The sequence below is a fragment of the Roseburia sp. MSJ-14 genome, assembly GCF_018918225.1.
Lineage (GTDB): Bacteria > Bacillota > Clostridia > Lachnospirales > Lachnospiraceae > Petralouisia.
Window position 1 is genome coordinate 34,622 of the sequence record NZ_JAHLQD010000020.1, and the last position, 26,234, is coordinate 60,855.

General features: G+C 35.2%; 26 protein-coding genes. 1 reads left to right on the plus strand and 25 read right to left on the minus strand.

Annotation, left to right across the window (positions count from 1 at the left end; all coding sequences use genetic code 11):
- Positions 1–285: 285 nt before the first annotated feature.
- From KQI83_RS08645 to KQI83_RS16755, 12 genes are all read right to left on the minus strand, one after another.
- Positions 286–1,767, minus strand: a complete 1,482-nt coding sequence (locus KQI83_RS08645; protein ID WP_216556698.1) for an ATP-binding protein — start codon at positions 1,765–1,767, stop codon at positions 286–288.
- Positions 1,768–1,846: 79 nt separating this feature from the next.
- A complete protein-coding gene (locus KQI83_RS08650) occupies positions 1,847–2,359 on the minus strand; it encodes a hypothetical protein (RefSeq protein WP_216556700.1) in 513 nt (170 codons plus the stop codon).
- Positions 2,360–2,393: 34 nt separating this feature from the next.
- Positions 2,394–3,881 (minus strand): restriction endonuclease subunit S, encoded by a 1,488-nt coding sequence (locus tag KQI83_RS08655; RefSeq protein ID WP_216556702.1) that lies wholly within the window; start codon positions 3,879–3,881, stop codon positions 2,394–2,396.
- 1 nt (position 3,882) lies between these two features.
- Positions 3,883–5,352: a class I SAM-dependent DNA methyltransferase gene (locus KQI83_RS08660; protein ID WP_216556704.1), complete on the minus strand. Its 1,470-nt coding sequence runs from the start codon at positions 5,350–5,352 to the stop codon at positions 3,883–3,885.
- A 38-nt stretch (positions 5,353–5,390) separates the two neighbouring features.
- Positions 5,391–7,763 carry an EcoAI/FtnUII family type I restriction enzme subunit R gene (gene hsdR, locus KQI83_RS08665; RefSeq protein ID WP_216556706.1) on the minus strand — a complete coding sequence of 791 codons (2,373 nt, stop codon included), beginning with the start codon at positions 7,761–7,763 and terminating at the stop codon, positions 5,391–5,393.
- 184 nt (positions 7,764–7,947) lie between these two features.
- On the minus strand, positions 7,948–8,727 hold the full coding sequence (locus KQI83_RS08670) for a hypothetical protein (RefSeq protein WP_216556708.1): 780 nt from the start codon (positions 8,725–8,727) through the stop codon (positions 7,948–7,950).
- A 43-nt stretch (positions 8,728–8,770) separates the two neighbouring features.
- On the minus strand, positions 8,771–9,580 hold the full coding sequence (locus KQI83_RS08675) for a hypothetical protein (protein ID WP_216556710.1): 810 nt from the start codon (positions 9,578–9,580) through the stop codon (positions 8,771–8,773).
- A gap of 12 nt (positions 9,581–9,592) precedes the next feature.
- Positions 9,593–9,898 (minus strand): hypothetical protein, encoded by a 306-nt coding sequence (locus KQI83_RS08680; RefSeq protein WP_216556712.1) that lies wholly within the window; start codon positions 9,896–9,898, stop codon positions 9,593–9,595.
- A gap of 83 nt (positions 9,899–9,981) precedes the next feature.
- Complete coding sequence (locus tag KQI83_RS08685) at positions 9,982–11,709, minus strand: DUF262 domain-containing protein (protein ID WP_216556714.1); 1,728 nt, start codon at positions 11,707–11,709, stop codon at positions 9,982–9,984.
- Between the two features lie 603 nt (positions 11,710–12,312).
- Positions 12,313–14,004: a hypothetical protein gene (locus tag KQI83_RS08690; protein ID WP_216556716.1), complete on the minus strand. Its 1,692-nt coding sequence runs from the start codon at positions 14,002–14,004 to the stop codon at positions 12,313–12,315.
- A gap of 1,070 nt (positions 14,005–15,074) precedes the next feature.
- Positions 15,075–16,388, minus strand: a complete 1,314-nt coding sequence (locus KQI83_RS08695) for a hypothetical protein (protein ID WP_216556718.1) — start codon at positions 16,386–16,388, stop codon at positions 15,075–15,077.
- A 67-nt stretch (positions 16,389–16,455) separates the two neighbouring features.
- Positions 16,456–17,127, minus strand: a complete 672-nt coding sequence (locus KQI83_RS16755) for an SHOCT domain-containing protein (protein ID WP_253295559.1) — start codon at positions 17,125–17,127, stop codon at positions 16,456–16,458.
- A gap of 129 nt (positions 17,128–17,256) precedes the next feature.
- On the opposite strand from KQI83_RS16755, the gene KQI83_RS08705 reads away from it, so the two are divergent.
- On the plus strand, positions 17,257–17,496 hold the full coding sequence (locus tag KQI83_RS08705; protein WP_216556720.1) for a helix-turn-helix domain-containing protein: 240 nt from the start codon (positions 17,257–17,259) through the stop codon (positions 17,494–17,496).
- 37 nt (positions 17,497–17,533) lie between these two features.
- Here the strand turns inward: KQI83_RS08705 and KQI83_RS08710 are convergent, their stop codons facing one another.
- The 13 genes from KQI83_RS08710 to KQI83_RS08770 all read right to left on the minus strand — a co-directional run bounded on the left by KQI83_RS08710 (position 17,534) and on the right by KQI83_RS08770 (position 26,209).
- Positions 17,534–17,764 carry a DUF4314 domain-containing protein gene (locus tag KQI83_RS08710; protein ID WP_216556722.1) on the minus strand — a complete coding sequence of 77 codons (231 nt, stop codon included), beginning with the start codon at positions 17,762–17,764 and terminating at the stop codon, positions 17,534–17,536.
- Positions 17,761–18,168: a DUF3846 domain-containing protein gene (locus KQI83_RS08715; protein ID WP_216556724.1), complete on the minus strand. Its 408-nt coding sequence runs from the start codon at positions 18,166–18,168 to the stop codon at positions 17,761–17,763. Before KQI83_RS08715 ends, KQI83_RS08710 begins: the two co-directional genes overlap by 4 nt.
- Positions 18,125–19,393: a GmrSD restriction endonuclease domain-containing protein gene (locus tag KQI83_RS08720; RefSeq protein ID WP_216556726.1), complete on the minus strand. Its 1,269-nt coding sequence runs from the start codon at positions 19,391–19,393 to the stop codon at positions 18,125–18,127. Before KQI83_RS08720 ends, KQI83_RS08715 begins: the two co-directional genes overlap by 44 nt.
- Positions 19,386–19,985, minus strand: coding sequence for a hypothetical protein (locus tag KQI83_RS08725; RefSeq protein ID WP_216556728.1), 600 nt, complete (start codon positions 19,983–19,985; stop codon positions 19,386–19,388). The genes KQI83_RS08720 and KQI83_RS08725 overlap by 8 nt, the downstream gene beginning before the upstream one ends.
- Positions 19,986–20,108: 123 nt before the next feature.
- A complete protein-coding gene (locus KQI83_RS08730; RefSeq protein WP_216556730.1) occupies positions 20,109–20,504 on the minus strand; it encodes a hypothetical protein in 396 nt (131 codons plus the stop codon).
- A 3-nt stretch (positions 20,505–20,507) separates the two neighbouring features.
- Positions 20,508–20,804, minus strand: coding sequence for a hypothetical protein (locus KQI83_RS08735; protein WP_216556732.1), 297 nt, complete (start codon positions 20,802–20,804; stop codon positions 20,508–20,510).
- Between the two features lie 436 nt (positions 20,805–21,240).
- Positions 21,241–21,462 carry a hypothetical protein gene (locus tag KQI83_RS08740; RefSeq protein ID WP_216556734.1) on the minus strand — a complete coding sequence of 74 codons (222 nt, stop codon included), beginning with the start codon at positions 21,460–21,462 and terminating at the stop codon, positions 21,241–21,243.
- A 2-nt stretch (positions 21,463–21,464) separates the two neighbouring features.
- Entirely contained in the window at positions 21,465–22,052 is a 588-nt protein-coding gene (locus KQI83_RS08745; protein ID WP_216556736.1) for a hypothetical protein, read from the minus strand.
- Complete coding sequence (locus KQI83_RS08750; RefSeq protein WP_216556738.1) at positions 22,049–22,663, minus strand: hypothetical protein; 615 nt, start codon at positions 22,661–22,663, stop codon at positions 22,049–22,051. The genes KQI83_RS08745 and KQI83_RS08750 overlap by 4 nt, the downstream gene beginning before the upstream one ends.
- 186 nt (positions 22,664–22,849) lie before the next feature.
- On the minus strand, positions 22,850–23,212 hold the full coding sequence (locus tag KQI83_RS08755) for a MerR family transcriptional regulator (protein ID WP_216556740.1): 363 nt from the start codon (positions 23,210–23,212) through the stop codon (positions 22,850–22,852).
- Positions 23,205–23,657 carry a hypothetical protein gene (locus KQI83_RS08760; RefSeq protein ID WP_216556742.1) on the minus strand — a complete coding sequence of 151 codons (453 nt, stop codon included), beginning with the start codon at positions 23,655–23,657 and terminating at the stop codon, positions 23,205–23,207. Before KQI83_RS08760 ends, KQI83_RS08755 begins: the two co-directional genes overlap by 8 nt.
- 5 nt (positions 23,658–23,662) lie before the next feature.
- The gene (locus KQI83_RS08765; RefSeq protein WP_216556743.1) at positions 23,663–24,166 is read right to left on the minus strand and encodes a hypothetical protein; all 504 of its coding nucleotides are present in this window, start codon (positions 24,164–24,166) and stop codon (positions 23,663–23,665) included.
- Between the two features lie 99 nt (positions 24,167–24,265).
- Positions 24,266–26,209, minus strand: coding sequence for a hypothetical protein (locus KQI83_RS08770; RefSeq protein ID WP_216556745.1), 1,944 nt, complete (start codon positions 26,207–26,209; stop codon positions 24,266–24,268).
- Positions 26,210–26,234 lie beyond the last annotated feature (25 nt).

Below are 26,234 nucleotides of genomic sequence, written 5' to 3' on the forward strand. Positions count from 1 at the left end.
AGAACACAACATAGACCAGCTCATTATAAAATCAGAATGTATTATTTCATGATAGAATCACTTAACACATAATCAGTACATATAAAATCATGGCAGTTCTGATTAAGACATTTTCAGAATAGTTGTGAACAACATAGCTTAGATGATTTTATACAAGAATATATCGGCTCACGATTAGAATGGCTCTGTTCAGAAAAGAATTGCTTCAAACACTTATGATTAGACATATTGGAACACATGGAAAAAGGCAGCTACCGCAATGGTAACCACCCTTTTTTACATCATTTACATTGATAATATTTTACTTGCTAAAACACCAATGATATCTGTCAATTCTGCTTCAAAATCCCTTGATACATCTCCTGCACCACTTATTGCATGTCCACACTCATGTAATAATGTTCCTGCATATTTGCTTAATTCCTTCAATTGTTTTCTTTTTATCAAAACTCTTCCTTCGTCTAGAACCCAAAGTCCTACTGTCTCGCTAAAAATTTCTGATTCATAGATTTTATCTACTATTTGAATTTCTTTAACAATTGATGGTTTTCCTCCAATGAATTCTAATATTCTGTCTGTCTTATCGTAAACATTACGTTCATCTACTGTTAATTCACTTACATTAATAACATTAGGAACAAATCTGCTCTGTTCTTCCTTAACATATTGCTTTGCTGTAGTTAGTGTTTTTCCCTCATCCGCTCCAGTATTGTAATCTTCCATTTTATTAATTAAATTATCTGGTACAACCACTGGATTATATCCACTTCTTCTCATATCATCAATTAAAGATGGAGTATATTTCAAATCATCCGCAGTTACAAATGTTGTATCTTTTTTTAACTCACTCATTTTCATTGAAGCGTACATAGCTACATCACTCCAAGACAATTCATCATGTCTATTACCAGAACCAAATTCTTGTAAATCATCTACTAATTTTTCTATAACAATATCTGAACAGCACTCTTTTAAAATATCTTTAATTCTACCTGTATATGCAGTTCTTCCAACATTTGTTCTCTCTCGATTAAGTGCTTTCTTTATTTGTGCATTTAACGAAGTTATATTATATGAAAACAAAAAATTAGTTTCTTCTGCAACCTTTACTCCATTTATATAGATACTGCTATTAATCCCACTATTATCCAAAACCTCTCCATATTTTGTTTTTTCCAATGATATATCTTCCGTAAATTTCAAGAATAACGATTTAGCTTTTTCAATATCCTCTTTTGTGCATCCATATAGACAGAAATCTGTGCCTACCATGTATGTATCATTTGTTGGAGTAATTTCTGCATGTAATGTTATTATATCTTCAAATCCAACTTTTGATGCAGTCTTCAATGTAATAGTACCATATTTTGATTTTATTTTTACCTTTACATTATGGCGATATAATGTCGCCAATGCATCTTTTAGTCCAACCCCAAATCTTCCAATTAATTTATCATTTCTCAATTTTTCTTCATTCTCATTCTGAGTTAAATGATGATAATTCAAGCCTCGACCATAATCAATTATATGCCACCAACCATCATTTGATTGTTTTATTTCTATGTCCTTAGTTTGGGTTATTATCTGCTCATCTAATGCATTAGCAATAATTTCTCTTATCGCATGATAGTTCTCCCAGTTTTCAAGTATTTTTTCTATATTCAAGTCAAATTCTCTTTCATTTTTCCCATCATTTTCCTGTTCTTGTGTATGTACTTCATTTTTAATATTGCTTTCTTTTTCCCTAAATATATCAAATATTCCCATACAGCATACCTTCTTTCATTCACAAATATATTAATTCATTTGTACTTTTTATACACAGTCTATCATTATTTATTTTTAACTATCTAGGTGACACTCCGCCTCCTTGGAAAGGATGTGCTGCACCCCAAGAAATATAATTTGGCTCAGTTACTGCAACTCTACTTCCATAGGACTGTGACTTGTGTTTTTGTGACAATTTTTCTTCTCTAGTTCTCCTTATTCCTTTCCCATTATCATAAGCAAGTCTTTTTCCTGTACAGCATAATAAAAACTCTACATTTCCCCACACACGATTAATTTGAAACTCCGATCCTTTCTTTGTATCTCGAATAAACACTCCAAAACAATTTTTATTGCCTTTTACCTTAGTTGATTTAGTGTTCACTTCATACATTGAAAAAATATCTCTGCCATGAATAAGCATACGAAAATAGCATTTATTTCCAAAGTGATTAAACTTTTCCTCAAACACCCAGCAGTCATCCTTCTTTACAAAATCATTAATATTGAGATAATTTCTTCTAAAAATGAATACTGTCTTTGTTTTGCTTAATCGCTTATTTTTCAAAACATATTTAGGCATATCTGTCATAAACTGCCTCCTATATTTTCTTCTTTTTTAGCATCTAACACTTAATAAGTTGATCACAATATGGTAACAGTTCCTCTATCTTGGCAACGATACGTTTCTGCTCGGCAAGTGGTGGGAGTGGAATAATAAAATTTTTGAGTTTCTCTGCACTTAATCCCTCTCTTGATACCCCCACTTGTACATCCATTATCTTTTGCTGAATATATGCTGATATTATTACAAAATGTACCCAAAATCTCAAATCCAAATTAACAAGCCTGATAATCATAACATGCTGATTAATGTTTGCTTTGTCAAAATCATCAGGTACTAATGCACATCGACCAATAGAGCCACCTGTTATATTAAGTAAAATGTCTTTTGCAACAACAACACTATTAGGTCTATTCAGTTCTTCTGAAATAAATGCAATCCCATCAAATCTAAGTCCATCGTTATACACATTCTGTGAACGCAAAAACAAGATACCATCATCTTGATATACATTTTTTCCCCCAGTAGGTGTACTACCAGAACCTATCTTTTCACAAATTGCTGATAATCTCACCCATTTCCAACTAGCAGGAATTTCAAAAGGAATTTCATCTTCAGTAATCTCAGGCAATGGCTTTTCTTTCTTAATCTTACCATCTTTGATAAGCTGAGCTTTCTCAGCAACAATTTGCTCACACTGCTCGTCAGCAGTACCTTCTTCTGGTCGCTGTTCCACCAGCTTACCCTGCATGGCAAGTTGTAAGATACTTTTCTTCATATCCTCTGGGAATTTTTTATTAAATGTTTCCAGTTTTGTATAAGCCTTGTCATACTGCTCAATATATGGAAGAATTTCCTCAATCTTGGCAACGATGCGGTGCTGCTCTTCAAGTGGTGGTACTGGCATTAAAATTGTTGCAAGTTTATCATTAGAAATATGAATAATAATATCTCCTGTGGCTAAGTTCCTTTTACAACTAATAGCATAAGGCGAATTAATGAAATACACTAAATATAATGGGTTCATCATATGATGTGACCAACAAGTCATATCTCCACCCATAGCTATAGTATCTTTTCCCTCATATGTTACTGCCATAGCAATATCTGTTTTGTTTTCTCCTGTTAAAGTCATAGCTACATCGCCAGTATGAATCTTATGACACTTATCAAAAAGTTCCTTAGTAACAAACGAAACTGTTTTCTCAAACTTTGTCCTGTATGTAGTATAAAGTTCTCCATACCTGATACATGGGTATCCATCCTCTATTACTTCTGTTCTTTTTATTCCTGAACCTCTTGTTAATGAACCAATCTCACCTACCCTCACCCACTCCCAAGACTCAGGAATTTCAAATGGTATCTCATCCTCAGTAATCTCTGGCAATGGCTTTGACTTCTTTATCTTTTTATCTTTTATGAGCTGATCCTTTTCCAGCTTTATCTGTTCAAGCAACTCTCTCGCAGTGCCTTCTTCGGCTCTTTGCTCGACGAGCTTGCCTTGAACAGCAAGCTGTAGGATACTGTTCTTTAAATCCTGTGCATTCAAATTAGTTACCTCCCAACATAGAAGTAATCTTCTCTAATACATGGTCAATCTCAGCATTAAGGGATGCTCTCTTTTCCTGATACTGATTAATCAAATCCATCGGGGCAAGGATTTCCTCTTCTTCGTGTGGGAAACCACAGAGGTCAATATTATATCCATTGGCTGCGATTTCATCTACTGTATATTTCTTAGCCTTAGGGAATCCGTCTACTTCAATCTCCTCACGATTATCCCACCACTCTAAAGCCGGAGCAAAATGCTCAAGTTTCATAGGCTTTGTCTTTGAAAAATTCTTATACCCCTCTGGCATGTCCAAACGATAGAACCATGTCTCCTCTGTTGGATGTGTATTATCAAAGAACAAAATGTTTGTTGTTATGGAAGTATACGGAGCAAATACACTATGTGGCATTCTGATTACTGTATGAAGATTAAACTCCTCAAGCAGTTTCTTTTTGATATTGACTTTTGCATTATCAGTACCAAACAGAAATCCATCAGGCAGAATAATTCCACATCTACCATCTTTCTTCAAGCGGAACATAATAATATCCATGAAAAGGTCAGCAGTCTCAGAGCTGCGTAGTTCCGTAGGGAAGTTTGCTTTTACAGAATCCTTTTCGTTGCCACCATATGGAGGGTTCATAAGGACTAAATCAAACTTTTCCATCTTTCTGTACTCTTTGTAATCAGTCTCAAGAGTATTTCCATGAATAATCTCTGGATTATCAATATCGTGCAACAGCATATTTGTTACACACAAAATATGAGGTAAAGCCTTTTTCTCCACACCGTAAACAGTATTATTATATATTTCCTTATTCTCATTAGATGTTAAGCTCTCATCGTATAATTCGTTAAGAGCAGATACCAAGAATCCACCAGTACCGCAAGCGAAGTCAGCTACCCTGTCACCTAACTTTGGCTTTGTGACTTTTACCATGAAGTCAGTTACAGCTCTCGGTGTGTAGTATTCGCCAGAATTACCAGCACTCTGCAGGTCTTTTAAGAATGACTCATAGATAGAGCCAAATGCATGTCTTTCCTCATACTCTGTAAAGTCTATTTCATCAATAATATTGATAACCTGTCGGAGCAGGATACCATCCTTCATATAGTTATTGGCATCTTCAAATGCATAACGCACCATCATCTGGTTCATTGGCGTGTCCTCTGACACTTCAAGATTTTTAAGTGTTGGGAACAGCTCATTGTTGACGAAATTCAAAAGTGAATCCCCAGTCAGAGCCTGACCATCTTTATTATCGACTGCCCAGTTTCTCCACTTGTATTTGTCAGGTATGATGGAAACATAGTCATCATTGATAAGTTCCCACTCTTCTTCTTTTGCATCATATATCTTTAAGAACAGAGTCCATACAATCTGCTCGATACGCTGGGCATCACCATTAACACCAGCATCGTTACGCATTACATCTTGTATTCTCTTAACAAAATTAGTTATAGCCATTGGTAAAAAACCTACTTTCAATTATTATTTGTAAAATACTACGCAGAGAAGATTTCATCTTCCAGTTCTTTCACAGCCTGTTCATATGCTGCTTTACCTCCAAAGGCTTTGACAATCTTCATAGGACTTCCAAACTGCTGGAATTCGTGTAACTGTAAAACCTTTGTCTCCTCTATCTCTTTCAATCCTTCACTTGCATACTTATCCATAAGTGTTCCCAGAACCTTTTGTGCAAGCTCTGAATACTTATAGAGATATCCTCTCTTCTGAACATTTTTGATACGCTCTATACGGGTAAGTGGTGCTTTATCATATGCAAGGTGCAGGATTAAATCAAAATCGTCTATATCAGTCTGACCTGTCTCTTCACGAACAGCATCCAGCAGTACACCATCCTCACGAAGCTCTTCTACAATAGCCTGTTTCTTCTTTGCTTCATTCCACTTCTTAAGGAATACATCTAACCTCGCATACTGTCCTAAAATATTCTTTCTTGTGTAATCGATAAGACTTTCAGTTATAAGTTTTCCATCTTTATCAATATACTGTATACGCTCCGACAGGACTTTGACTTCTACATCCTTGATGTAATACTTCTTAGGCTTCTCAGAGCCATCACCAGTACCCCAATCATCGCCAGAATCACCAGTATTTCCTGTATTTCCAGTACCTGAATTACTGCCAGTATCATCTCCTGTATTTTCAGTATCGTCTTCATTGCCTGTTACTGGATCTACTGGGTCATCGCCAGTAATGTCGATTACTACCTCAGGGTTACCATCAAAATCTTTATCAGCAAATAATCTTGATGCGTTACGGAAGTCCATAATTGTAAAATATGTTTTTCCATAATCCTCAAGCAGACGAGTACCTCGACCAATTATCTGCTTAAACTCTGTCATGGAATTAATATTATTATCCAAGACAATGAGCTTGCACATTTTAGCGTCAACACCTGTGGTCATAAGTTTGCTTGTAACTGCTATAACAGGATATTTGCTGTCCTCATCGATAAAATTATCCAGTTGGGCTTTACCTTCAGCATTATCTCCAGTTATGCGCATAATGTACTTGTGGTTCTCAGTCCACAAGTCTTTGTTCTCATTGATGAGAGCCTGTCTCATACGCTCCGCATGCTCCACATCTACGCAGAACACAATGGTCTTGCTGAACCTGTCAGTTTTCTTCAAGAATTCTGTAACTTTTTTTGCAATGACTTTGGTTCTCTCATCAAGTACAAGAGTCCTATCAAAATCTTTGATATTGTACTCTCTATCCTCGATTTCATAGCCATTATCATCATGTTTCCCAGCTTCTGGACGATAACCAACAAGGTCTTTATCAAGTCCTATACGAATGACCTTATATGGAGCAAGGAATCCATCATTAATACCCTGTTTCAGAGAATACTCATAAATAGCTTCTCCAAAATATGTCTGCGATGATGCTTCTTTTGTTTCAATTGGTGTAGCTGTCATACCTATCTGAGTTGCACCAGAGAAATATTCTAATATCTTTCTCCAAGCTGACTCTTCCTTAGCAGAGCCTCTATGACACTCATCAATGAGTATCAGGTCAAAGAACTCAGGCTTAAACTGCTTGAATGGCTCTACACCCTCATCACCAGCTAACTGCTGGTACAATGCAAGATAGATTTCATAAGAACTGTCAAGCTGTTTATTCTCGACTTTAGTCATTTTACCCCCGAATGGCTTGAAATCACCAGATATTGTCTGGTCTACAAGGACATTCCTATCAGCAAGGAATAATATTTTCTTTTTAATACCAGCTTTCCATAGTCTATAGATAATCTGAAACGCCATGAATGTTTTACCAGTTCCAGTTGCACAGACTAAGAGTACCCTGTCCCTTCCACTTGCCACAGCATTTACAGTTCTGTCGATGGCAATTCTCTGGTAGTAACGAGGTGTCTTATAACCTGGCACCCAGTAATATGGCTCTAGCAGAGCTTTCTCACCAGTTTCAGAGAAATTCATCTCATTTACATATCTGTGATACAGCTCATCTGGCGATGGGAACTCATCTAAGGAAAGGTTACGAATATCACCAGTTATTAAATCCTGCTCTACAAAGCCATCTCCATTGGATGCATATACAAACTTCACATCCAGAGCTTCTGCATACTCTATAGCCTGTTGCAGTCCTGCTCCGACTGGATGGTTGTTATCCTTTGCTTCTATAATTGCCAAAGGAAAATTAGGCTTATAAAATAACAGATAATCTGCACGTTTCTGCTTGCCTCGTGAAGTTATATTACCTCTTAAGATAATGCGACCTGCTGTGAACGCATATTCATAGCGAATCTGCTTCTTATCCCATCCAGCTTGCTCTACTGCTGGAGTTATGTATCTTGCTTTTATATCCTCTTCTGAAAGGTCTCTTTTCCCCATTTACCCAGCTCCTTTCCTTTGTAGTCATTATCTCATAATAGCAGTCCTATAATCTGGACTTCTACGAAAAAATTTCAGTATCTGTGGGTACAACTACCCAAGAATAATTGTACCACATATCACTCATCTTTTCATCTACATTATGGATAAGGAGCTTCGACAAATCATATGTAACATATCAATATTAAAAGAACATAAATTCTGGTGTACCATCCGCATGAATAGATGTAAGAACAATCTTTTTATCAAACAGTTGTGCCTTAGTCAATTTTGCCTTTATCTTTTCAGGAATTTTGTCCCACAACAATACTTTATGTGTATGATAGTAATCAACAAATTTCAAATACATGCCACTACTCAACCTATAAATCAAATCATTGAATGCGAACATGGTAATGTCATCAATGCGTATCAAATACAGTTCTTCAGCAGAAAAGTTATCATTCTTCAAACCTTTCCTGTCTTGCTCCATCGTTTCGTATGTAGCTACAACATTCCACCCATCTAACATACTAAGCAACATTTCATCAGATAGCTTAGCAACATCCTCATAGCTAGTTCTAAATAAAGGATCTACTATCGCATTAAGCCACTCATTTTCTATACACACATTACACCAAGCAATATAATTCTCACAGTAATGTGTAACAATAATTTTAACATAACTTTCTATATTAACCTGCAAATAACACTTCATGTTCTCCTTATTGGTCAATAAAAACTGTAACACCCAATAGCAACTTTTGTCCTCAATACCATGTTTTAAATAATAATTTGCGAACTTCATACATGGACGACTTCTTAAACTAGACTTACTCAATTTTAACAAATTCTCATTAGTATGTAATTCAACCTGACAGAACCCATTTGAACATAAACAGATTTTGCATGAGTCTGTCCCTGTTTCAATAATATCTACTGTTCTAACCTTATCCTTACTTATCATCTCTAACTGTCTATCCATTTTATTCTTCTCCTTCTCTTATACGCATTACAACTGCATTATCTTAAATAGCCTTATTCTGAAGTTTTTCCTTTATATAAGACTTTTTGAACTTTTCTATTTCTATAGTTCTATTTGAATTTACCTTATTTATTACATATGGAGCATCGTGCAGCTTTACTTTTGTCACAAAACTAATTTGCTTTTTTTCTAAATCAAAAATCCTGTTAGCCTCTATAGCTCCACTCTCTAATAAATACTTTGCAGTCCTTATCTTGTTATAAACATCTTTATTCACTCTATACTCCAGATTACCATTAATGACGTATATTTGACCAAAATGTGCATCTCTGCGAATTTGCGATACAATATTCCATTTTGTAGCCAAAGATACTACATCTCTTATATCCATCTTCATCAATGTTGCTATAGAATTACTACACACTTTTTTGTAACAACCATTCTTTGAATTAGTTTTCTTATACTGCTTAGTAAGTTTTACTCCAGCAACTGATAACTCTATCCCAACATAATGCTCATGACGCTTACTTTTCCATGTAAAACTGCAATTCTCGCCTACTATAGTCACTTTCACGTTACTATAATCCTCAACCATCGGCTCTATATATTTTTTTGAAAATCCAATAAACAAATGACAATAATCCACATTATTTTCAATAAAATCCTGTATTATATGTGACTTGTCCATATCTAAATTCCAACTAGCTATCTCAATTATAGTTTTATCATTATCCTTCATAACAAGTCGATTAGGTTGTCTATGAAAATCTGCATGAACTTCAACAGTTCTTGTACCATCTTCACTTGTAACCTTTTGTGGGTAGGTATTACCCTTCATAATCTTTGTCGCCATATTTTTCCTTTCTTACACACTATAGCAGAGAATCATATTTGCCATAGAATCAACTTTGATATACACAGGCTTATCCTCATGTGTTTCCTCATCCTTTACCATTCTGACAAATGCCTTAGCATTGTAGAGCTGGTACATCAGACGATTAAGCTCTTTGTATGCATTTCTACGCTCCTCACTATTTGGCATAGCAGATAACTGCTTGCAAATAGCTTTCTTTTCTGCCTTGAGCTTAATTACAGTTGCCTCTTTATCGGCAATTGGCATAGCTCCGCTTGTTGCATAATCTACGAGTACTTTTAAATTATTGAAATCCATAATAATTTGCTCCTATCTTAAAATTATTTTATATTTACTGCCTGCTTGCTACTGCTCACAGGCAGATTAATATGTATCTATTGTTACGCAACCCCTTCTGTTCCATCTGAAACATCATTTGCAGGCTCTGCATCTGCTTCTGGCGAATCAGATGCACTATCTTCAACAGTTGTTTCTGATGTGTCAGATGAAGCATCAGCCAGTGCTTCAGCACTCTGGGATACCCCATTATCGTTGGAAATATCTGGAGTTTCTACTTTGCTAGTGGTTTCAGTAGCTTCTGTAGTATCTGATACCTCAACATCTTCTGAATTTTCTGTATCCACTTCTTCACTAGTGGTTTCAGTTACTTCTGTTGTATCTGACTTCTCTGCATCAACAGCTACTTCTGGAGTAGATTTACTACTATCAACCTCAACACTTGCAAATACATTCTCATTAGAAACCTCTTCAGAAGTAACTTCCTGTGCTGCATTATTTTCTGTGGTAGAATCACTTCCCTCCTTAGCTTCTTTACTTGATACACTCTTATCTTTAGCTTTTGAAGATTTCTTATTAGGGTTCTCTACAAGTTTCATCTCTGAAAGGTCAACCTCTGGAAATACTTCATGAAAATGATCTTTAAAACATTCCAGTTTACCTTCCACGCTTGCCTTAGATATGGTTCCACCCTTACAAGTTGCCTTATATGGGGCATCCTTAATTTTATCTGACATAAAAGTACTAACATAGGTACCAAACTTTTTAACATCAATGTTGTTTTTCATAGCAAAATGTCCCATTACCACTACATATGGAATAACTGACTTTTTGATACCCTTTGTACCTATGTTCCCAACATAATCTAATGTCTTGTTAATATCTTCTCTCGTTGCTTCATCAAATTTACATATAACATCTTTGCCATACTTATTTATATTAGAATTGGAAAGGCTAATCATAGGCTGTCGTTCCTTACCTCCAAGTCCTAAACAACAGTCAATGAGATATACTGACTGATAAAAGCAACCAAGCTGTACCTGTTCTGTTATCTGCTTATTGGTAAAACCTGCTATTGGATTATTAAAAATTGGTTTGTTCGTGCAAATGTTAACCCAATCGATTGCATCTGTTCCTATATCACAACGCAATACCTGCGACTTTGATAGCGGTGTTCCATTATTGTAACGTTTAAAGAGCATTTTAATATCATCAATGCTACAATCTTTGTAATACACAACCTCTATCTCTGTATTCTTGATTTTGCTCTGCATTTCTTCTGGTAACTCATCAAATGCATTGCCATTATACTTACCATCCTCGCTTGCACACTCAACCTTATTAGAAAGGCGTGATTCATTTTCTAAAAATTTTTTCAATGTAGTTAAGCGTTGCTTTCCATCTACCACAAAACTTGTTCCTTCATTCTCGGCAATGATAATCTTAGGAATATCAATTTCTCTCATTACAGAATCAATAAAGCATGACTGCTGGATTCCATTCCATTGCTTATCACTTCTCTGGTAGCTAAGACAAGTGTTGTACTCGCCACTATTAACCTTTGCTACTGCATCTCCAATATTTACATTAATTCTTTCTGACTTCATAATTTTGTCCTCCTTAATCTGTGCTGCTACTGATGCATTACTTCCTAATAACATATCTGTGTCCTCCTTGTTCTCTACTACTGCATTGTTTCCTACTGGCATATCATTACCCTCCTTAATCTGTGCCGCTGTTTCATTGCTTCCTAATAACATATCTGTGTCCTCCTTGTTCTGTGCTTCTACTCCTGTTGCATTAACTGCTGATAAATTAATAATTTCTGACATAATATTGTCCTCCTTAAAAATATTTATTTCTTGCTTTATTGCTATGAGCAAATTTTAACTTCCTAAATCTTCAAAATCACTTTACTAAAAAAATTTTTTATTTAATTTCTTTCTTTGTTGTTTTTGCTAGCTTTACAGCATTTCTACTACCCCGTTTTGTAAAATTAGGGTGTAGTTCTTCACTTACTCTGTAAAATCAGGGTGTAGTTTTGACTTACGCATAAATCATAACTGCTGAATATCATTACATTGTTCTTCACTTCACTGATAACCACGAAGTGTGCTGTACTTATCATCTCCTATCATTTTCTACTGCTTCATTAATAGTTACATTCTTTCTGACTTCATAAGATTATCCTCCTTAAAAATATTTGTTTCTTGCTTTGTTTCTATGAGCCAAGGATAATTTCCTAAATTTTCAAAAACAATTTACTAAATATTATTTTTTACCTTGCTGTTTTACGGCATTTCTACATCACTTTTGTAAAATCAGGGTGTAGTTTTGGCTTTCTTTGTAAAAATAGGGTGTAGTTTTGACTTCTATAGACACAAAAAAAGACAAGGAAAAAATCCTTGTCCTTATCCAATAAACCACTTAACTTCTTATATACAGAGTTTACTTAGTCTATATTTATTTGTTCCAGTCTCATTTCTATCTGATGATACTTCTATGTTATACTTTGCCTTAAATTTATCAGCCGACAACTCATCAAAATTTATGGATGTGATAAAACTCATAGCTGTACTTATATTGTGATCTTCATTGCTACATTCATATATGTAGCAATTCCTGTGGCTTTCTCTCATTTTTTTTATTATATCATCATAATGTTTATGTGCATCTATGTTTCCAAAAGAATACTCTTTCAATGTCATTACCCAATCGCCACTATACTCAAGTAAAAAATTGATTATGCTATCTTCTTTTTCCTGAGCTGTATCTTTCTCTCCATAAGAGAGCCATGACCTTTTTTTACCGTCAACTTCTTTTTCCAGTAGTTCTGTATCAAACCCATATCTATCATATTCATCATATTTTGGAATGTCTACAAATAACAGAGCTTTCTCATCTACCCCAAGTAATTTGAAAATATTCTTAATTATATCTTTAACATCATTCTCACCTTTTATATGGTTATAATTAGTCATGAGGTCGACAAGCAGATTATCTTCATATTCTCTATACTCAGTTTTCTTTAATGCGTTAGCATATGCTACAAAGCTATCTTCTGTAATATCAAATACCTTTTTTATCTGCTTTAAGCTGGAGAATTTCTCTACATATTCACCAGATAGTTTATCATACTTTATATTGTTCTTTTTCCAATATGGCATCTGATAACACAATGTAATGAATCTCAATGCTGCATACTTGCTGTTATATATCTTCTCTTCTTCCTCTAGTTGTTCTTGCGTCTTTTCTTGTTTCTCTTGCGATTTCTCTTGTTCCTCTCCTTCATCATTTTCTTCTTTCTTTATACCAACCTCTAATTCAGGCATACCATATAAAAGTCTTATTGCTTGATAGTCATAAAATTTTGCTTCAAATTCATCTATTCTGTCTCTACCTATTTTCTCGCTAGTCTCATCTAAAAATTGCTCTGCCCTTTCTCCATAATGATATATAAATTCATAAGTATAATTTGGATCTTTTGTCATACCATCATAATATCTCTTATAGGTAGCTGCATCTTGCGTATAGAAGATATTATGAGCATAGCCATTTGCACAAATGGCTGGCACGTACCCCACTTTACCAAAGACATCGACAAATGTGTCTGTAACAACTCGTGACTCTGAAATAATATGATGTAGCATTGCTACATATATAGGGTTTGATACTATCTCTGCATATGCCATAGGAATATTTAAAGCCTCATACTGACTTTGCTGCCATTTAGCATAGGGTGAGTAAATATTCCAACTTGATGTCTTATCAAAGACTTTTTTATTGAAGCCAATAGCTTCTATTAATTTATTTTGGGATAGCACTTTATACACTTTTCTTTTTTTCTTATTCTCTGGTTCATTATCATATTCCATCTTTTTTGTATATTCTATGGTCATGTAGTCATACACCAGTCTAAAAGTCAACATTCGTAACCATTCTGGGATGGCACTATTATTCTTATATTGTTGCCTGATTTCCTTTACTTTCTGACTTGCTTTGTCAAAGTCCCTGTCGGCACCTTCATCTAAGATATCTATTATTGCTTGTTCGTCAATAGTCCCAGTACCTGATGACTCCATATATTTTCTTAGAGATGTTTTTATCTCTTTATTGCTATACATCATAAAAAAAGCTCCTAACTGCGTTTTCTATATTATAACACAGCTTGGAGCCTGAGGTCGTATAAAGTTATTATATGGTCGTATCTACAAAGTACATACAAACCAGCTACGCAGTTTGCAAAAAAAGTACCCCTGCAACGCACCATATCAGCCCTAAATGGCAATATTTTACAGCACTGGAAGTAGTAGCCAGTACACAACAAAAGAGCCTGTGTGGGCAATAAAAAGCACCCAAGCAATAGCCAGTACTGCTGGGTGTTTGTGCCTCGCTACGAACTGTCAAGGCTGATAAAATGGGCATCTACAGGTGCTATACGGAACTGCTAGTATAACTGCCCTGACTGCAAGGGATAGATAGGAAATCCCCCGGTAGGTAGAGGGCTACTTAAATCCCTCAATCACTAATAATACATCCATTTTACTACTAGTGAATGAACTCTGAACTTAATCTACCACCATGAAATTAAAATACTTATAAAACTTTCAACTCACTAAAATATTTAATACTAAGTAGTGAAATCAAACTAACGAATATGTAAATGAACTCCATGCCGGAATAAAATATTCAATTTTCACAAGAAAAACTCCAGCAAAATGACTGCACCAATAGATGAAGTATATGATATAGAAAATGAGAACTGCCACCATATGCTGACTGCAAAAAAAGCACTGCCTGCCACATTTAGACTGGCTCTCCGCCGATTTTACGGATGAAAAAGCATATAAGACACACAATGCACAAGAAATATTCACTCAACATATTTTAACTAACAGTTTTCAGATGAATATAATTGTAGCTGGAACACCTCGACAAATATATGGGAGAAATACCGCAGAAATAGTAATTTTCACAAGGTCGTAAAAAGTCGAAAAATTGTCGGAACTTTGCTAGAGCCGATTTGTGCCACTTTTAATAGTAGGTGGCACAGTTACAAGGCAACACTATTTAAAGGGCTGTATGGGGCGGAAATGCGAGCCAGAAACCGATAAAAAGTACCCCTGATACTGTTAGATAGGCAGACATAAGAAAAGACCAGTAAATCCAATTGAACTTACTGGTCTCTGATATTTTATTAATAATTTTGAATTGCAGAGATAACATCTCCTTGATTGCTATCTTCCTCACCAAAACTTTTCATATCTTTATATGCTGAGAGATTTCTTTCATATTCATCCTCCGAAACCTCTGTAGCATCTCCAATATAATAACGGAAAGAAACGGTGTCACCTGATAAGTCCTCTTCATTATAACCGTCAAAAATCGATTCATAATCACCATTTGCATTACATTGACTAACACTATCATAATAGTATCCCTGACTTCCACCGGTAATATATACACATCCGTTCTCAGCTCTTATATACGATTTTGTAAATTCTATACTTTTGACTTCATTATTCTTATTTATATAATAAAATTCTCTATCATTAATCCTAGAGTTATATAAGAATAACTCTGGAATGTTATCTGAATTAACATCCTCTAAAATATAATTATATTCTGATAAATCCAATGAACTATTATTAAAATAGTCAATATATGCCTGTTTCCAAGCTGGCATATCACTTGTATCTATATTTTCCCTATCTTCGTTAATAAGCTTATCTGCTGTAAAATAATACTGAGCATCAATTGCTGCTCCATTGTTATTAACATAATTACAATCTGGATACTTTTCTCTATCATTAGCATTTAATGAGTCTGAAGCTGGAGAAATATATCTAATTAACCATTCCTCTGGATTATCGTCTGAATTTACTAGTTCTATTGCAAATAAATCACTTTTATCATTACTATTTCCCTCTGCTGATAGACTATAATTAACTTTAACAAACATTTTTAAAACAGCATCTGTTCCCTCTTTATATCTAAAAGAACTAAAATTTGATTCCAAACATGACACAGAGCATGAATAATTTACTGTTTGATAGTTATAAAAAGGAGCTGTAAAATGAAGCAAATTATTTAATGCTAAGCCTGAAAAATCATCTTCCTTATACTCTGATACTATTCTCATACCATTTGCTGGTGTAAAAGCTCCAACCACCCCTGTGTGAGTCATCATATTTTTTATACTAGTAGGCTGAGCATTGCCACCTGTATTTAATTTACCAGACTCAAATGACCAATCTATCCAGCACCTCAAATACAATTCAAAGAAATCATGTAGCTCCCTACTGCATATAGTACTTGTATCAATAGTTAAATACTCATCTTTTTCCTCTATGCTTTCTGTAGCAGCTTCAGTTTCTGCAACAACTTCTGTTACACTTTCTGTAACCTTTTCCTTTTCTGTATTCTTAAAATCATTCTTCTTGCCACATCCTGTTAATGCTCCTACTACCATGACTGCCGACATGATAGCACATAATATTTTCTTTCTCATAAATTTATATTCCTTCTAAAATTAAGACCAGTAAATAATTAATTATTCACTGGTCTTTTTTATCCTGCTAACCTAATATCTTTTTCTTCGCATTATCAAAATCCGCCTGCGAAATAACACCTGAATCCAGTAAGTCTTTGTATTTTTTAAGTTCATCAGCTCCTGAGCTATTGCTAACTGTATTTGGTGCATCTTTATAATTATCTTTCGCCTGACGTAAAGCTCTCTGAAAATTATTTACTTCATTTTCATTGTAACTTGATGCTTTAAATGCTATCTTTCCACCAGCAAATGATATTTCAAATACTTTTACCTTTAAAAACAAATATAATCCCCACAAAACAATTGTTGGTAGTATTGCCAAAAATATAAGATATAAAAAGCTTGGCAATATTTCAAAATCATTTAAACTTGGGAGAGCTGTTACTATAATAAATGAAAAAATAACTGCCCATATAGTACACAAAATAGCCAGTACCATTAACCCAAAATGCTTAATAAATGTAAATCCTGTTCCTGTCACATCCTTCAAGTCAACTGTTTTTTCTTCCTTAGTTGACTTATAATTATTCCCACTCTTGGTATAACACTTTCCTCTAAAGTAAACCCTCTTATCAGTTACTGTACAAAATCCATTTTCTAATGAACCAGTTGATAAAAAGTTTCTAAGATAATTACTACCTAGAGTAGAAATTTCTTTTTCGTTTGCATCCACAAACAAATTACTCATATTGTTCATAAAATAAATTTCTCCTTCTTTTGAATATTATTAAAATTAGATACCATGTAAAATTATATCATAAAACTTCTATTTTGGACACTATTTTCTTCCATTTTGGATAATACTTCATCAAAGAGGTGAACCAAAATGGCTGAACGAGTAAATCAACACTTGAATCCACTAATCGGAACTAACATAAAAAGACTACGCAAAGAGCGTAATATGAAAGCTACTGAAGTTATTGCCAAGCTCCAATGTGAAAATGTCAATGTCACAACAGGCATATTCAGTAAAGTGGAACATGGATATAATAATCCAACTGTTGATATGCTGATTGCACTTACCAAAATTTTCAAGTGCGATTACAATGAATTTTTCAAACAATAAGCGACTGTTCCCAAATGAATGGTGTCAGTCGCTTATTTTATTTCACAATCTTGAACTTATCTTTTTCTATAATAACAGCGATACTGCCAGACTGCGGTGGCAACCATACCCCCTGTAGTTGGAGAGCATCATCTACATAGTCAACCTTAAAGCGACTACCAACTGGTTTAGGACTATATGGATCTTGAATAGGTTCTGTCAGTTCAATAATCGTACCATGTGGATAGCGACCAGAATAAACAGCCTTTTTATCAATAGGATAACTCATAACCCTTCCTCACTTTCATCATAATCAATTAAACCTTGTGGGTTTATAGGAACTAAGTGTTTTTCTATTACTGGTATATCCTCTGGTAAAATTGATGTGAATTCGCCATCTTTATTGTGTCGCACACACATCGCATTTCCAACAAGTAAATCCCATACACCACCATTATCATCGACAAAAAATCTGTTCATCGGGAAATTTTTGAGCTTACCTTCATCGTTACAGATGACATCTATTTTATCTGTAATACTGACTACTGCAATAAGTCCATGTGGCTCATCATAATTAACATACCTTTGTTCAGCCTCCAAGGTATTATCAACCTCTTCAAGATAGCCTTTATAAACTACACCCGACAGCTTATTCACTCTCAGCAGATATGCCTGTATTTTCTCCTGCTTCAATTTCAACATCCTCCTTGCCAGAACCTTCAACATCAGTATCCTCAGCATCTTCCGTAGGCTCGTTCATAAAACTACCCATAATTGGCGTGTCCTCATCAGAACTACTAGTGTCAGCATCATCCTCAGAGTTTTCAGAAGTTATCGACTCCCAAGTCCAAGCGTCTTCACTTTCAAAAGGCTTTGATGTATTAGCCACATCCCAACAGAAGTAATTGCACATAGCAATGAACATTACACGAAGCCTCTGATTGACATTTACAATCTTTATGTTTCCAGAGCCACTTGCTTCTTCATACGCAGGATATAAAGCGTTGGCAAAATCATTGATAAATGCCTTGAAAAGCTCAGGCTTTACATTGTTCTCAAAAGCTATCTTTGACATCACGATTACAATAGGAACATTGTTTTTACGCAGGAATTTATTCTTGTTTTCAAATGCAGAATCAAGGTAATCTACGATTTCCATAATCATCTGCTGTTTTTCTTCATTGTAACTGTTCCTGATACTCTCGGCATATGAAAGCATAGATGCTGCGGAGATATTCTTAAACTCTCTCTGCTCGTGTCGCTGGTCAAGCAATGCCATGCCCTGCATCAGCATCAGCAAATCATCTTCTTTGAGAGCCTGTTTCTCTGTGATATTAATAGCCTGTGTAAAGAAGTTCCCTGAAAGCAGAGTATTCACAAACTCCATCAGTTCATTGCCAAGCTTAGCTTTTCCTTTTTGCATTGCTGAAAGTGCTACACCACTATTGATATTAAAGTATAATTTTTCAGCTTCTTCCATCGTATAATTCTCAATAGCCTGTACTGTAAATCTGTAGTTCTTGATGATATCCTGCAACTCCTCTTCAAGCTCTGAATACTTCTTACCGGCAATATCATATGTAAAACCATCAACTTCTACTGGCTCAACTGAACCATGCAATGTCCACTCATCATTTAAGAATGGAAACAAAGTTGTGATAAGCCTTTGCTGTCCTTCGAGAACTTGGTAGCCAAAGATATCCTTGCCCTTAGAATCCTCGCCTCGCTTATCTTTTAACAAGACAATCGGTGGAATATATGAATCTGCAAGCATACTCCATACAAGATTTGACTTGAGGATAGGACTCCACATACCACTATGTCTCTGAAATGGCAAGGTGCATTGAAGCACCTTATCATCAGACTCAAACCATTTCTTCATTGTATTTACAGATACTGGCAGACTTGATCTATTCATCCATATCCACCTCAATTCCATCGTATTCTTTTTCCAGCTCCTCTCGGCTCATCTGACCTAAGCGGAGCATAGTAGTATCCTCCAGTTCATAGATAGCCTGTCGAAGTTCCTCATCTGACATATCAGATAAATCATCTTTTTCATCTCCAAACTCATCCTGTGCTGCTATATTAACTGGTGGAACGATTGTATTTGCAGGATAATTAAACACATCGTTTGGTGCATAAAACTGGATGAGTGAGCCTTGACAAAAATATGGCTTGCTCTTACCTTCATCAAACTTATACTTTTCCACAAACATCATCGGCTGGAAATCACAATCAGAGAAATCATAATAACCATCAGATAATAACTGCTTCATGATTTCCTTGACCTTAGCTGTTGGCAGATTACCAATCGTGAACTCACCGATGGCAAAGACGTTGCACACAGTATTCTTTACCTGAAAGTGTAATCCACTTACAGCTTGCTTACTGTCCTTGGCAATCTGCACCAATCTTATATTTGTTCCATTGAAAGGCACTCTCTTTTCAACAATCTCTTCAACCTTGCTTATTTCAAATAAGCCTCCATTAACTAAAACCTTAACCATAATAAATCCTCCATTTCGTGAGTTTAATTTTTTCGTGTGTCTATCTATCACTCTGTTTAACTTTAATTGCAAGTTATTTTTGAAATTTTTCATAGAAAAATTTACAGGATACCCCATGATTGGCTAATTTATGGGAAAGTCCTCTTCATTGTTGGCTTTATTCCACTCAGCTAACCTATTGACTTCATTAAGCACATCAGCCCAATCATCCTCATAGAGATTTTGTATTGTGTACCAAAGTATTGTTAACAACTTTTTTCTCTCTTTAGGCTCAAAGGCATCCGATGGCTCTAATAAAATGATTTTTGTGATATCCTTCTGAAGCTCCACATGATTATAGCCATAAAATTGAATCAAAAACGTGGTTATAACGCTAACCTTATTTCTTCTTATCACTTTATTGGTTTCCTCACGATATTTGTCCAAAATATCTACTATATCAGCGTTGAAACCTTGCTCTCTCCAACGCTCTTGTGCCATCTCAAAAAATCTATCACAAGCTCTGTCAACTAATCCCATTGCCTAACCTCCTAAGGGTAGATGAACAACAACCTTTGCTATAGTGAATAAGTTGTAATACACCCTAAAGAATTTAGCTGATTCCTCTGGTGGAACAACAAGCTCATCACTTGTAGACAATATGACTGCATTACTTATACCCTCTGACCTGTAATACTCTGCAATCCTCAAAATATCATCATATTTTTTTGCTGTGTTCAAAACATTCCAATCCCTGACATGGTTCTGCTCATCTCTGCTCTTTGGCTTTAACAGAACAAAAGAATTTGGGTGTCTTTCTGTAATAGTGTTTAGTAGCATAGAAAATCCTCCATCGTATAATTTTTGCCCCCGTTTGGGGTTGTGTCATGATAACTCTTGTCTTAGGTTGCGTAAATAGCACCTTAAAAAGTTTCTTATAAAATTGGAAGAACTCACATCTATATCAACAACTACTGCATCACAAGAATAACAACTGGCGTTTACCCATACCCCATCAGCTTTTGGGAGTTATTTCTTACCCTAAAAACTACAGAAAAATACAAAGGCAATCACATATTTCACATCGTCCTCAAAAGTACCTATATGTGACACCTACACCAAAAACTACCAGTCAATCAAAGGTTGGAGATTTGAAAATGCTTTCTATGCTGGACATCTACAAGAAATATTCATTACCATACAATAACCTTGAAGTTTTCTGCATTGGCTATGGCATAAGAAAAGGACTCATCATATTTTGACAAGTCCTCAGTTATTACTTTGAATGCTTAATCAACTGTAACAGAATCAATTGGTTAAGCTGTCTTTTATCCTTTTTACCTTTCATCCGCCTCACATACTCTATGTAATCATACATTATCTGAGCATGTTCAGAGCTTGACGAATCCAATGTGATTGCTCCTGATTTTGCCATTTCATAAATCAGAATCAAAAACTTTGTGTCATCATTTGAAAGTTCAAATAGCTCCCTATTCATCATCACACCTCCAATACTTCTTCAAGTGGCTTGCCACAGCTAAGAATAATGTGAATGATTTCTCCCATATAGGGATATTTTTTCACAATATCTTTTACAAGCTGTATTGACTCAGGAATACCTTTGTTTGCCTGTAAAAGGGCAACCTTGATATTCACTTTGTCAATGACAATGAAATCCAAGAGTTTCTCATCTAAGGATTTCAAAGCCCACTGAAGCTCTGCATTGTCGATGATATTTTTTGCAATATCTTCTGTCTGCAATGCAGAAACACAGCTTGTTACTACCCCTCCTTCAGCCAAATCATCATAATCATCAAGCAATAGCTTTTCATTCTTATGACGTCTAGCCTGTTCCAGCTTTCTGAGCTTTTCTACCTTTCGCTCATACTTGCGGAGGTCAAACACTACATTTCCATCTGAATCGTAGTGTTCCATTTTCAATTTTCCCGACAATACAGCCTCAACGACTTCGAGGGTGCAACTGCACCCTCTACTCTCGATACTGGCAATGTCTTTAAACATAGACCATAGACTGCCAGAATCTATGTAATCTATCTCATTAAATGAGTATGTTCTTAATAAACTCATTCTACATCACCTCCCATATTGTATTCCTTTGCCTGCTCCCATGTAAGCTCGTGGAACATAGTGACACACAACACGAGCCACCATTTCTCCCTAAAATCACGAGATGCATCATAATCAAAATCGTCACCTGCAACCTTTTTACTACAGCTACGATTGCGACTATTCTGCTCTGATGTTGCTAATCTCACAGCAGAACTGTCGTTGAACCTGATATCATTAATTATATGGTCAACGCAATATCCTGCTGGAATGCAATCAAACGCAAGATGAGCCAACGGAACGTATGTCCCATTCATACTCACGATTGCTTTCAATTTTCCATCAGCCCTACCTGTAAAGGCAACTTTTTTCTTTGTATCAGCAAAGAACTCATCATACACAACCTTGTCCACGGTAGTGAAAGAAACTAATCGTGAATATGTACTGTAATAAACAACTAGCACTACTGGCTCATCATACTTGTGGTAAAACCAATTACATGTACCATGGCTGAAACGCTCAGTACAAGAATATCCCTTTTCAATCAACAATTTCTCTGTCAGAGAAATCTGCCCTACAAGTTTTTCCTTTGCAGTACCTTTAACTGCCTCAAACATATCTACAAACCTCATATCAAAGCCCTCCTAATAAAAAAACTGATTATTTGTGCCATGGCAAAAATAATCAGAAATAAGGACTCTAAAAATGAACTGGAGAATAACAAGTGAACTGCAATATAATTAAAGACTGCACAAAAAAACAGGAGTACTACCCCAAATAAGGATAAATACTCCTGCTATCACACAGATAGGATATACCTACATCCTACTTATAAATTTTTCAAGGTCACTCACATAGTACAGCCTCTTATGACTGAGTGGTAACCGCCTACAGGGAACTAAAATACCTTGTTTGTCAAGTTCCTCTAAAGCTTCATAGCTTATAGCAAGCCTTTTTCTTACCTCAGAGCTTGACAAAAAGTAGACCTGCTCTGAATCAACAATACTACCACTACAGCAGTCACGAATAAAATAAGTAACCTGACTGCTTGAGTAGTATCTCCGATTGCCAACCTTTACTGCTGGAACTATAAGACCTACAACCTCATAATTCCTTAAAGTTGACTGCGAACAGCCAATAAGACTGCTCGCATCCTTTGTGGTAAGTAATGCTTTATCCATGCAGTACCTCCGCATACTTATTTAGAACAGCCTCTTTTATATTTTTTATGCTTACATTTTCTAATTGCTCACTATAAGCACTGGCTAAATCATACATATCAAAAGGCTGTTTTTTGATTATGTATGGTGTAGCTTCTGTAAGCACACCAGATATGAATTCATATAAAAATGACAAGATGTGCTTCTGTGGAACATCTACCGATATACACTTCATAGCTTGAAGCTGTGCTATTGGTGTCGGTGGAGCTGTATAGCCTAACTCGTTAAAAAGGCACTCATAATGAGTTATTTTACCCCTGCGACTGATGGAAAATATTAAGCCTTCATCTGATAGTTCAATATCATCAGTTTCTGGCAGGAGAACTACATCTTGCCTACCACTAGGAAAAGTGATGGCTGGTCGACCATCACTTTGTATTCTTATTTTCCATTTCTTTATCAGCATACAAACTACCTCCCCTCTATATGCTGCAAGGCATCTCTGAATAGATGCTCATAACGATAAACCTCAAAAGCATCCATGATACCATAGTCATCCAATAACTTTGATGTAAGTGGCTTGTCGTATGGAACTCCATACATTACCAACTTACATCTAAGAAAATGCACACACATACAAAAATATTTTACTGTCTCAAATACAGGATTATCAGGCTCCTGTACTAACTTGTCCCATAGCCATACTGAACATCTCATAAATGGCAGATAGATAAGCTCTCTGCCAGAGAAATCTCCATCCTTGCCAGCTATATCAATGTCAATCTGTGGGCAGATAAGATGGAACTCGGCATCTTTCTGTCTATCAGATAAATCACTTATATAACAAGTTATCTGTGTCTTTACTGCTGATAAGATGTCTATAATCTCAGACGGTTCCATCTCATCCAAACTTGCGTCTTCATATACAGACATAAACTCAGTCAGTCTTTGTACTGCACTTTTATACTCTTTCATCTGTTTATCCTCCAATCCACTTTTTATATGTTATAGTGAATGATACGAAGTGAAAACTTGAAAGTGTTTTTATCTTATAGACAGTAAGAGAGCTTGGGATTAAACCCAAGCTCCTGAAGAATAATTTTGTATTATGTCATTTTTTCGCCAGTTATGAGCTATTTCTCTTAATTGCTCATAAGGAGTCTGATTACCATCATTCCTAATTAGGTTATCCAAAAATTCTGAATATGGCATAACCTCTATATGATGTCCTAACTCTTTGTCATATTCAAATGCATATGGAATATTTCTTCTAGGATCAAAATTACACAACATCATTTCTACTGTATTCCTAGTCTCTCCTCTATATTGATATGTATAATAGAACAACAATAGCCATATTGTCTTTTCAACTTTGATTTTCTTTTTAGTATTCACTTTATAATACTGTTTCTTTTTTTCAAGTACAATTTCAAAAGGTTTTACAAATCCATGATAATAGTCCCAATAACTTCTTATTAAAGAATATCCATCTTCTTGATAAGCCCGTCTTCCTCTATCTGGCTTTTTCTCATACAAATCAATATACTGCATTGAAAAAAGCCAATTGAATTCACTGTTTCTAAGGATATCAAGCATTTGCTTATGTTCTTCATCTCTGAATGGTACTTCATAATCTGTAGTAAGAAAGTAAGGCGAATCAAGATATATGAATCCATCAGAATTTTCTTTTATAATATCTCTAAAATCTTCACATCTAACACCAGCATTCTTCAAGGATTTCATATAGTCTATTCCATCTATAAACTTTATCTGGGATTTTTTTATCCTTAACTTTTCTAGGAATGTTGCGTCAGAAGCGTCCTCCTGATGATATTTTTTATATTTCTTATCACTCTTATAAGCAACCATTAAAACATTTCTTAAATATTTCTCATATGCAGGAATATCCATATCGATAACATTAAACTGATTCCCTCTTTGGTTTTTTTGCTTGAATGAGTTGAGAAACATCCATGCTACACCAATATCATAATACATTTGAATATCCTTATCAGATATATTTGTAAAATTAAGAGTAACACCTGTGGTTGCTTTCACATATTGTTCATGAATATACACATAGTTATTTCTCATGCGAATAATTATATCTTCAAATAGTGGAATATCTATATACTTTTCATAGTGTTTTTTATGCTTTTGCCATTCCTTCACAGTGTATAAATTCTGACCATCACTTAAATCTTTACTGACAAAGTTATTATGTAATTGTGCCAGTCTTTCACGAACCTCATTTGAATCATGCGATATTGAATAAAGGAAACATGCTGCACCTACATCTATATCATTAACAACACTTTCATTTGCCTCTACAGATGCTACGACTGTACCAGTTCCAGCAAATACATCTACAAACTTTTCCAACTGGTTCATTTTGGGTGCTATCCACTCTGTTGTACTTCCAGCATCATAAAACAAATCAGTTTCTGCTTTTTGTCTGCTAGACTCATAATATGCTCTCTTTATAGCTGAAGTGAGGTAAGATTGCTTTTTGCCATTCCTATAAAGAGTAATTGAACTGTATGAGTCTCTATTAGCTTTCTTCCTATAACGTGGAGATATATGCCATTTATTTAAAATATTATCTTCTAAACCTACTTGTTCTATGAAGTAAGAATCAGACATTTGCGATACTTCATTTTTCTTTTTTATTATTTTAGCTTCTACAATCCAAAAGAAACAGATTTTCTTAAAAATGACTGGATATACTGCTCTACCTTTTATCATGCCATTTACAATTGGATAGTATTTATCTTTCCATTCCCTTAACCAGTCAAGTGACTCCCATTTTATTCTTTTCCAATTAATACCATCAACAGTATACTGTACATGACTGAGAAACCCTCTAAACAATTCATCATACATCACATACTCTTTATTTGTAACAACTGTATCACTAGCAATATCGCCACACAACACTTTATTTATATATTTCTTTTCATTGCCAGAAACCTTCTCGTAAGGCTCATATGTAAGTAACTTAAGCATTAAATCTGTCATATGTAATCCTTTCCTCTTGAAAACT

Excerpts from the sequence above, each read along its gene's own strand:
- KQI83_RS08645 (WP_216556698.1), bottom strand. The coding sequence starts at position 1,767 with ATGGGAATATTTGATATATTTAGGGAAAAAGAAAGCAATATTAAAAAT.
- KQI83_RS08650 (WP_216556700.1), bottom strand. The coding sequence starts at position 2,359 with ATGACAGATATGCCTAAATATGTTTTGAAAAATAAGCGATTAAGCAAA.
- KQI83_RS08660 (WP_216556704.1), bottom strand. The coding sequence starts at position 5,352 with ATGGCTATAACTAATTTTGTTAAGAGAATACAAGATGTAATGCGTAAC.
- hsdR (WP_216556706.1), bottom strand. The coding sequence starts at position 7,763 with ATGGGGAAAAGAGACCTTTCAGAAGAGGATATAAAAGCAAGATACATA.
- KQI83_RS08670 (WP_216556708.1), bottom strand. The coding sequence starts at position 8,727 with ATGGATAGACAGTTAGAGATGATAAGTAAGGATAAGGTTAGAACAGTA.
- KQI83_RS08675 (WP_216556710.1), bottom strand. The coding sequence starts at position 9,580 with ATGGCGACAAAGATTATGAAGGGTAATACCTACCCACAAAAGGTTACA.
- KQI83_RS08680 (WP_216556712.1), bottom strand. The coding sequence starts at position 9,898 with ATGGATTTCAATAATTTAAAAGTACTCGTAGATTATGCAACAAGCGGA.
- KQI83_RS08685 (WP_216556714.1), bottom strand. The coding sequence starts at position 11,709 with ATGTCAGAAATTATTAATTTATCAGCAGTTAATGCAACAGGAGTAGAA.
- KQI83_RS08690 (WP_216556716.1), bottom strand. The coding sequence starts at position 14,004 with ATGATGTATAGCAATAAAGAGATAAAAACATCTCTAAGAAAATATATG.
- KQI83_RS08695 (WP_216556718.1), bottom strand. The coding sequence starts at position 16,388 with ATGAGAAAGAAAATATTATGTGCTATCATGTCGGCAGTCATGGTAGTA.
- KQI83_RS16755 (WP_253295559.1), bottom strand. The coding sequence starts at position 17,127 with ATGAACAATATGAGTAATTTGTTTGTGGATGCAAACGAAAAAGAAATT.
- KQI83_RS08705 (WP_216556720.1), top strand. The coding sequence starts at position 17,257 with ATGGCTGAACGAGTAAATCAACACTTGAATCCACTAATCGGAACTAAC.
- KQI83_RS08710 (WP_216556722.1), bottom strand. The coding sequence starts at position 17,764 with ATGAGTTATCCTATTGATAAAAAGGCTGTTTATTCTGGTCGCTATCCA.
- KQI83_RS08720 (WP_216556726.1), bottom strand. The coding sequence starts at position 19,393 with ATGAATAGATCAAGTCTGCCAGTATCTGTAAATACAATGAAGAAATGG.
- KQI83_RS08725 (WP_216556728.1), bottom strand. The coding sequence starts at position 19,985 with ATGGTTAAGGTTTTAGTTAATGGAGGCTTATTTGAAATAAGCAAGGTT.
- KQI83_RS08730 (WP_216556730.1), bottom strand. The coding sequence starts at position 20,504 with ATGGGATTAGTTGACAGAGCTTGTGATAGATTTTTTGAGATGGCACAA.
- KQI83_RS08735 (WP_216556732.1), bottom strand. The coding sequence starts at position 20,804 with ATGCTACTAAACACTATTACAGAAAGACACCCAAATTCTTTTGTTCTG.
- KQI83_RS08740 (WP_216556734.1), bottom strand. The coding sequence starts at position 21,462 with ATGAATAGGGAGCTATTTGAACTTTCAAATGATGACACAAAGTTTTTG.
- KQI83_RS08745 (WP_216556736.1), bottom strand. The coding sequence starts at position 22,052 with ATGAGTTTATTAAGAACATACTCATTTAATGAGATAGATTACATAGAT.
- KQI83_RS08750 (WP_216556738.1), bottom strand. The coding sequence starts at position 22,663 with ATGAGGTTTGTAGATATGTTTGAGGCAGTTAAAGGTACTGCAAAGGAA.
- KQI83_RS08755 (WP_216556740.1), bottom strand. The coding sequence starts at position 23,212 with ATGGATAAAGCATTACTTACCACAAAGGATGCGAGCAGTCTTATTGGC.
- KQI83_RS08760 (WP_216556742.1), bottom strand. The coding sequence starts at position 23,657 with ATGCTGATAAAGAAATGGAAAATAAGAATACAAAGTGATGGTCGACCA.
- KQI83_RS08765 (WP_216556743.1), bottom strand. The coding sequence starts at position 24,166 with ATGAAAGAGTATAAAAGTGCAGTACAAAGACTGACTGAGTTTATGTCT.
- KQI83_RS08770 (WP_216556745.1), bottom strand. The coding sequence starts at position 26,209 with ATGACAGATTTAATGCTTAAGTTACTTACATATGAGCCTTACGAGAAG.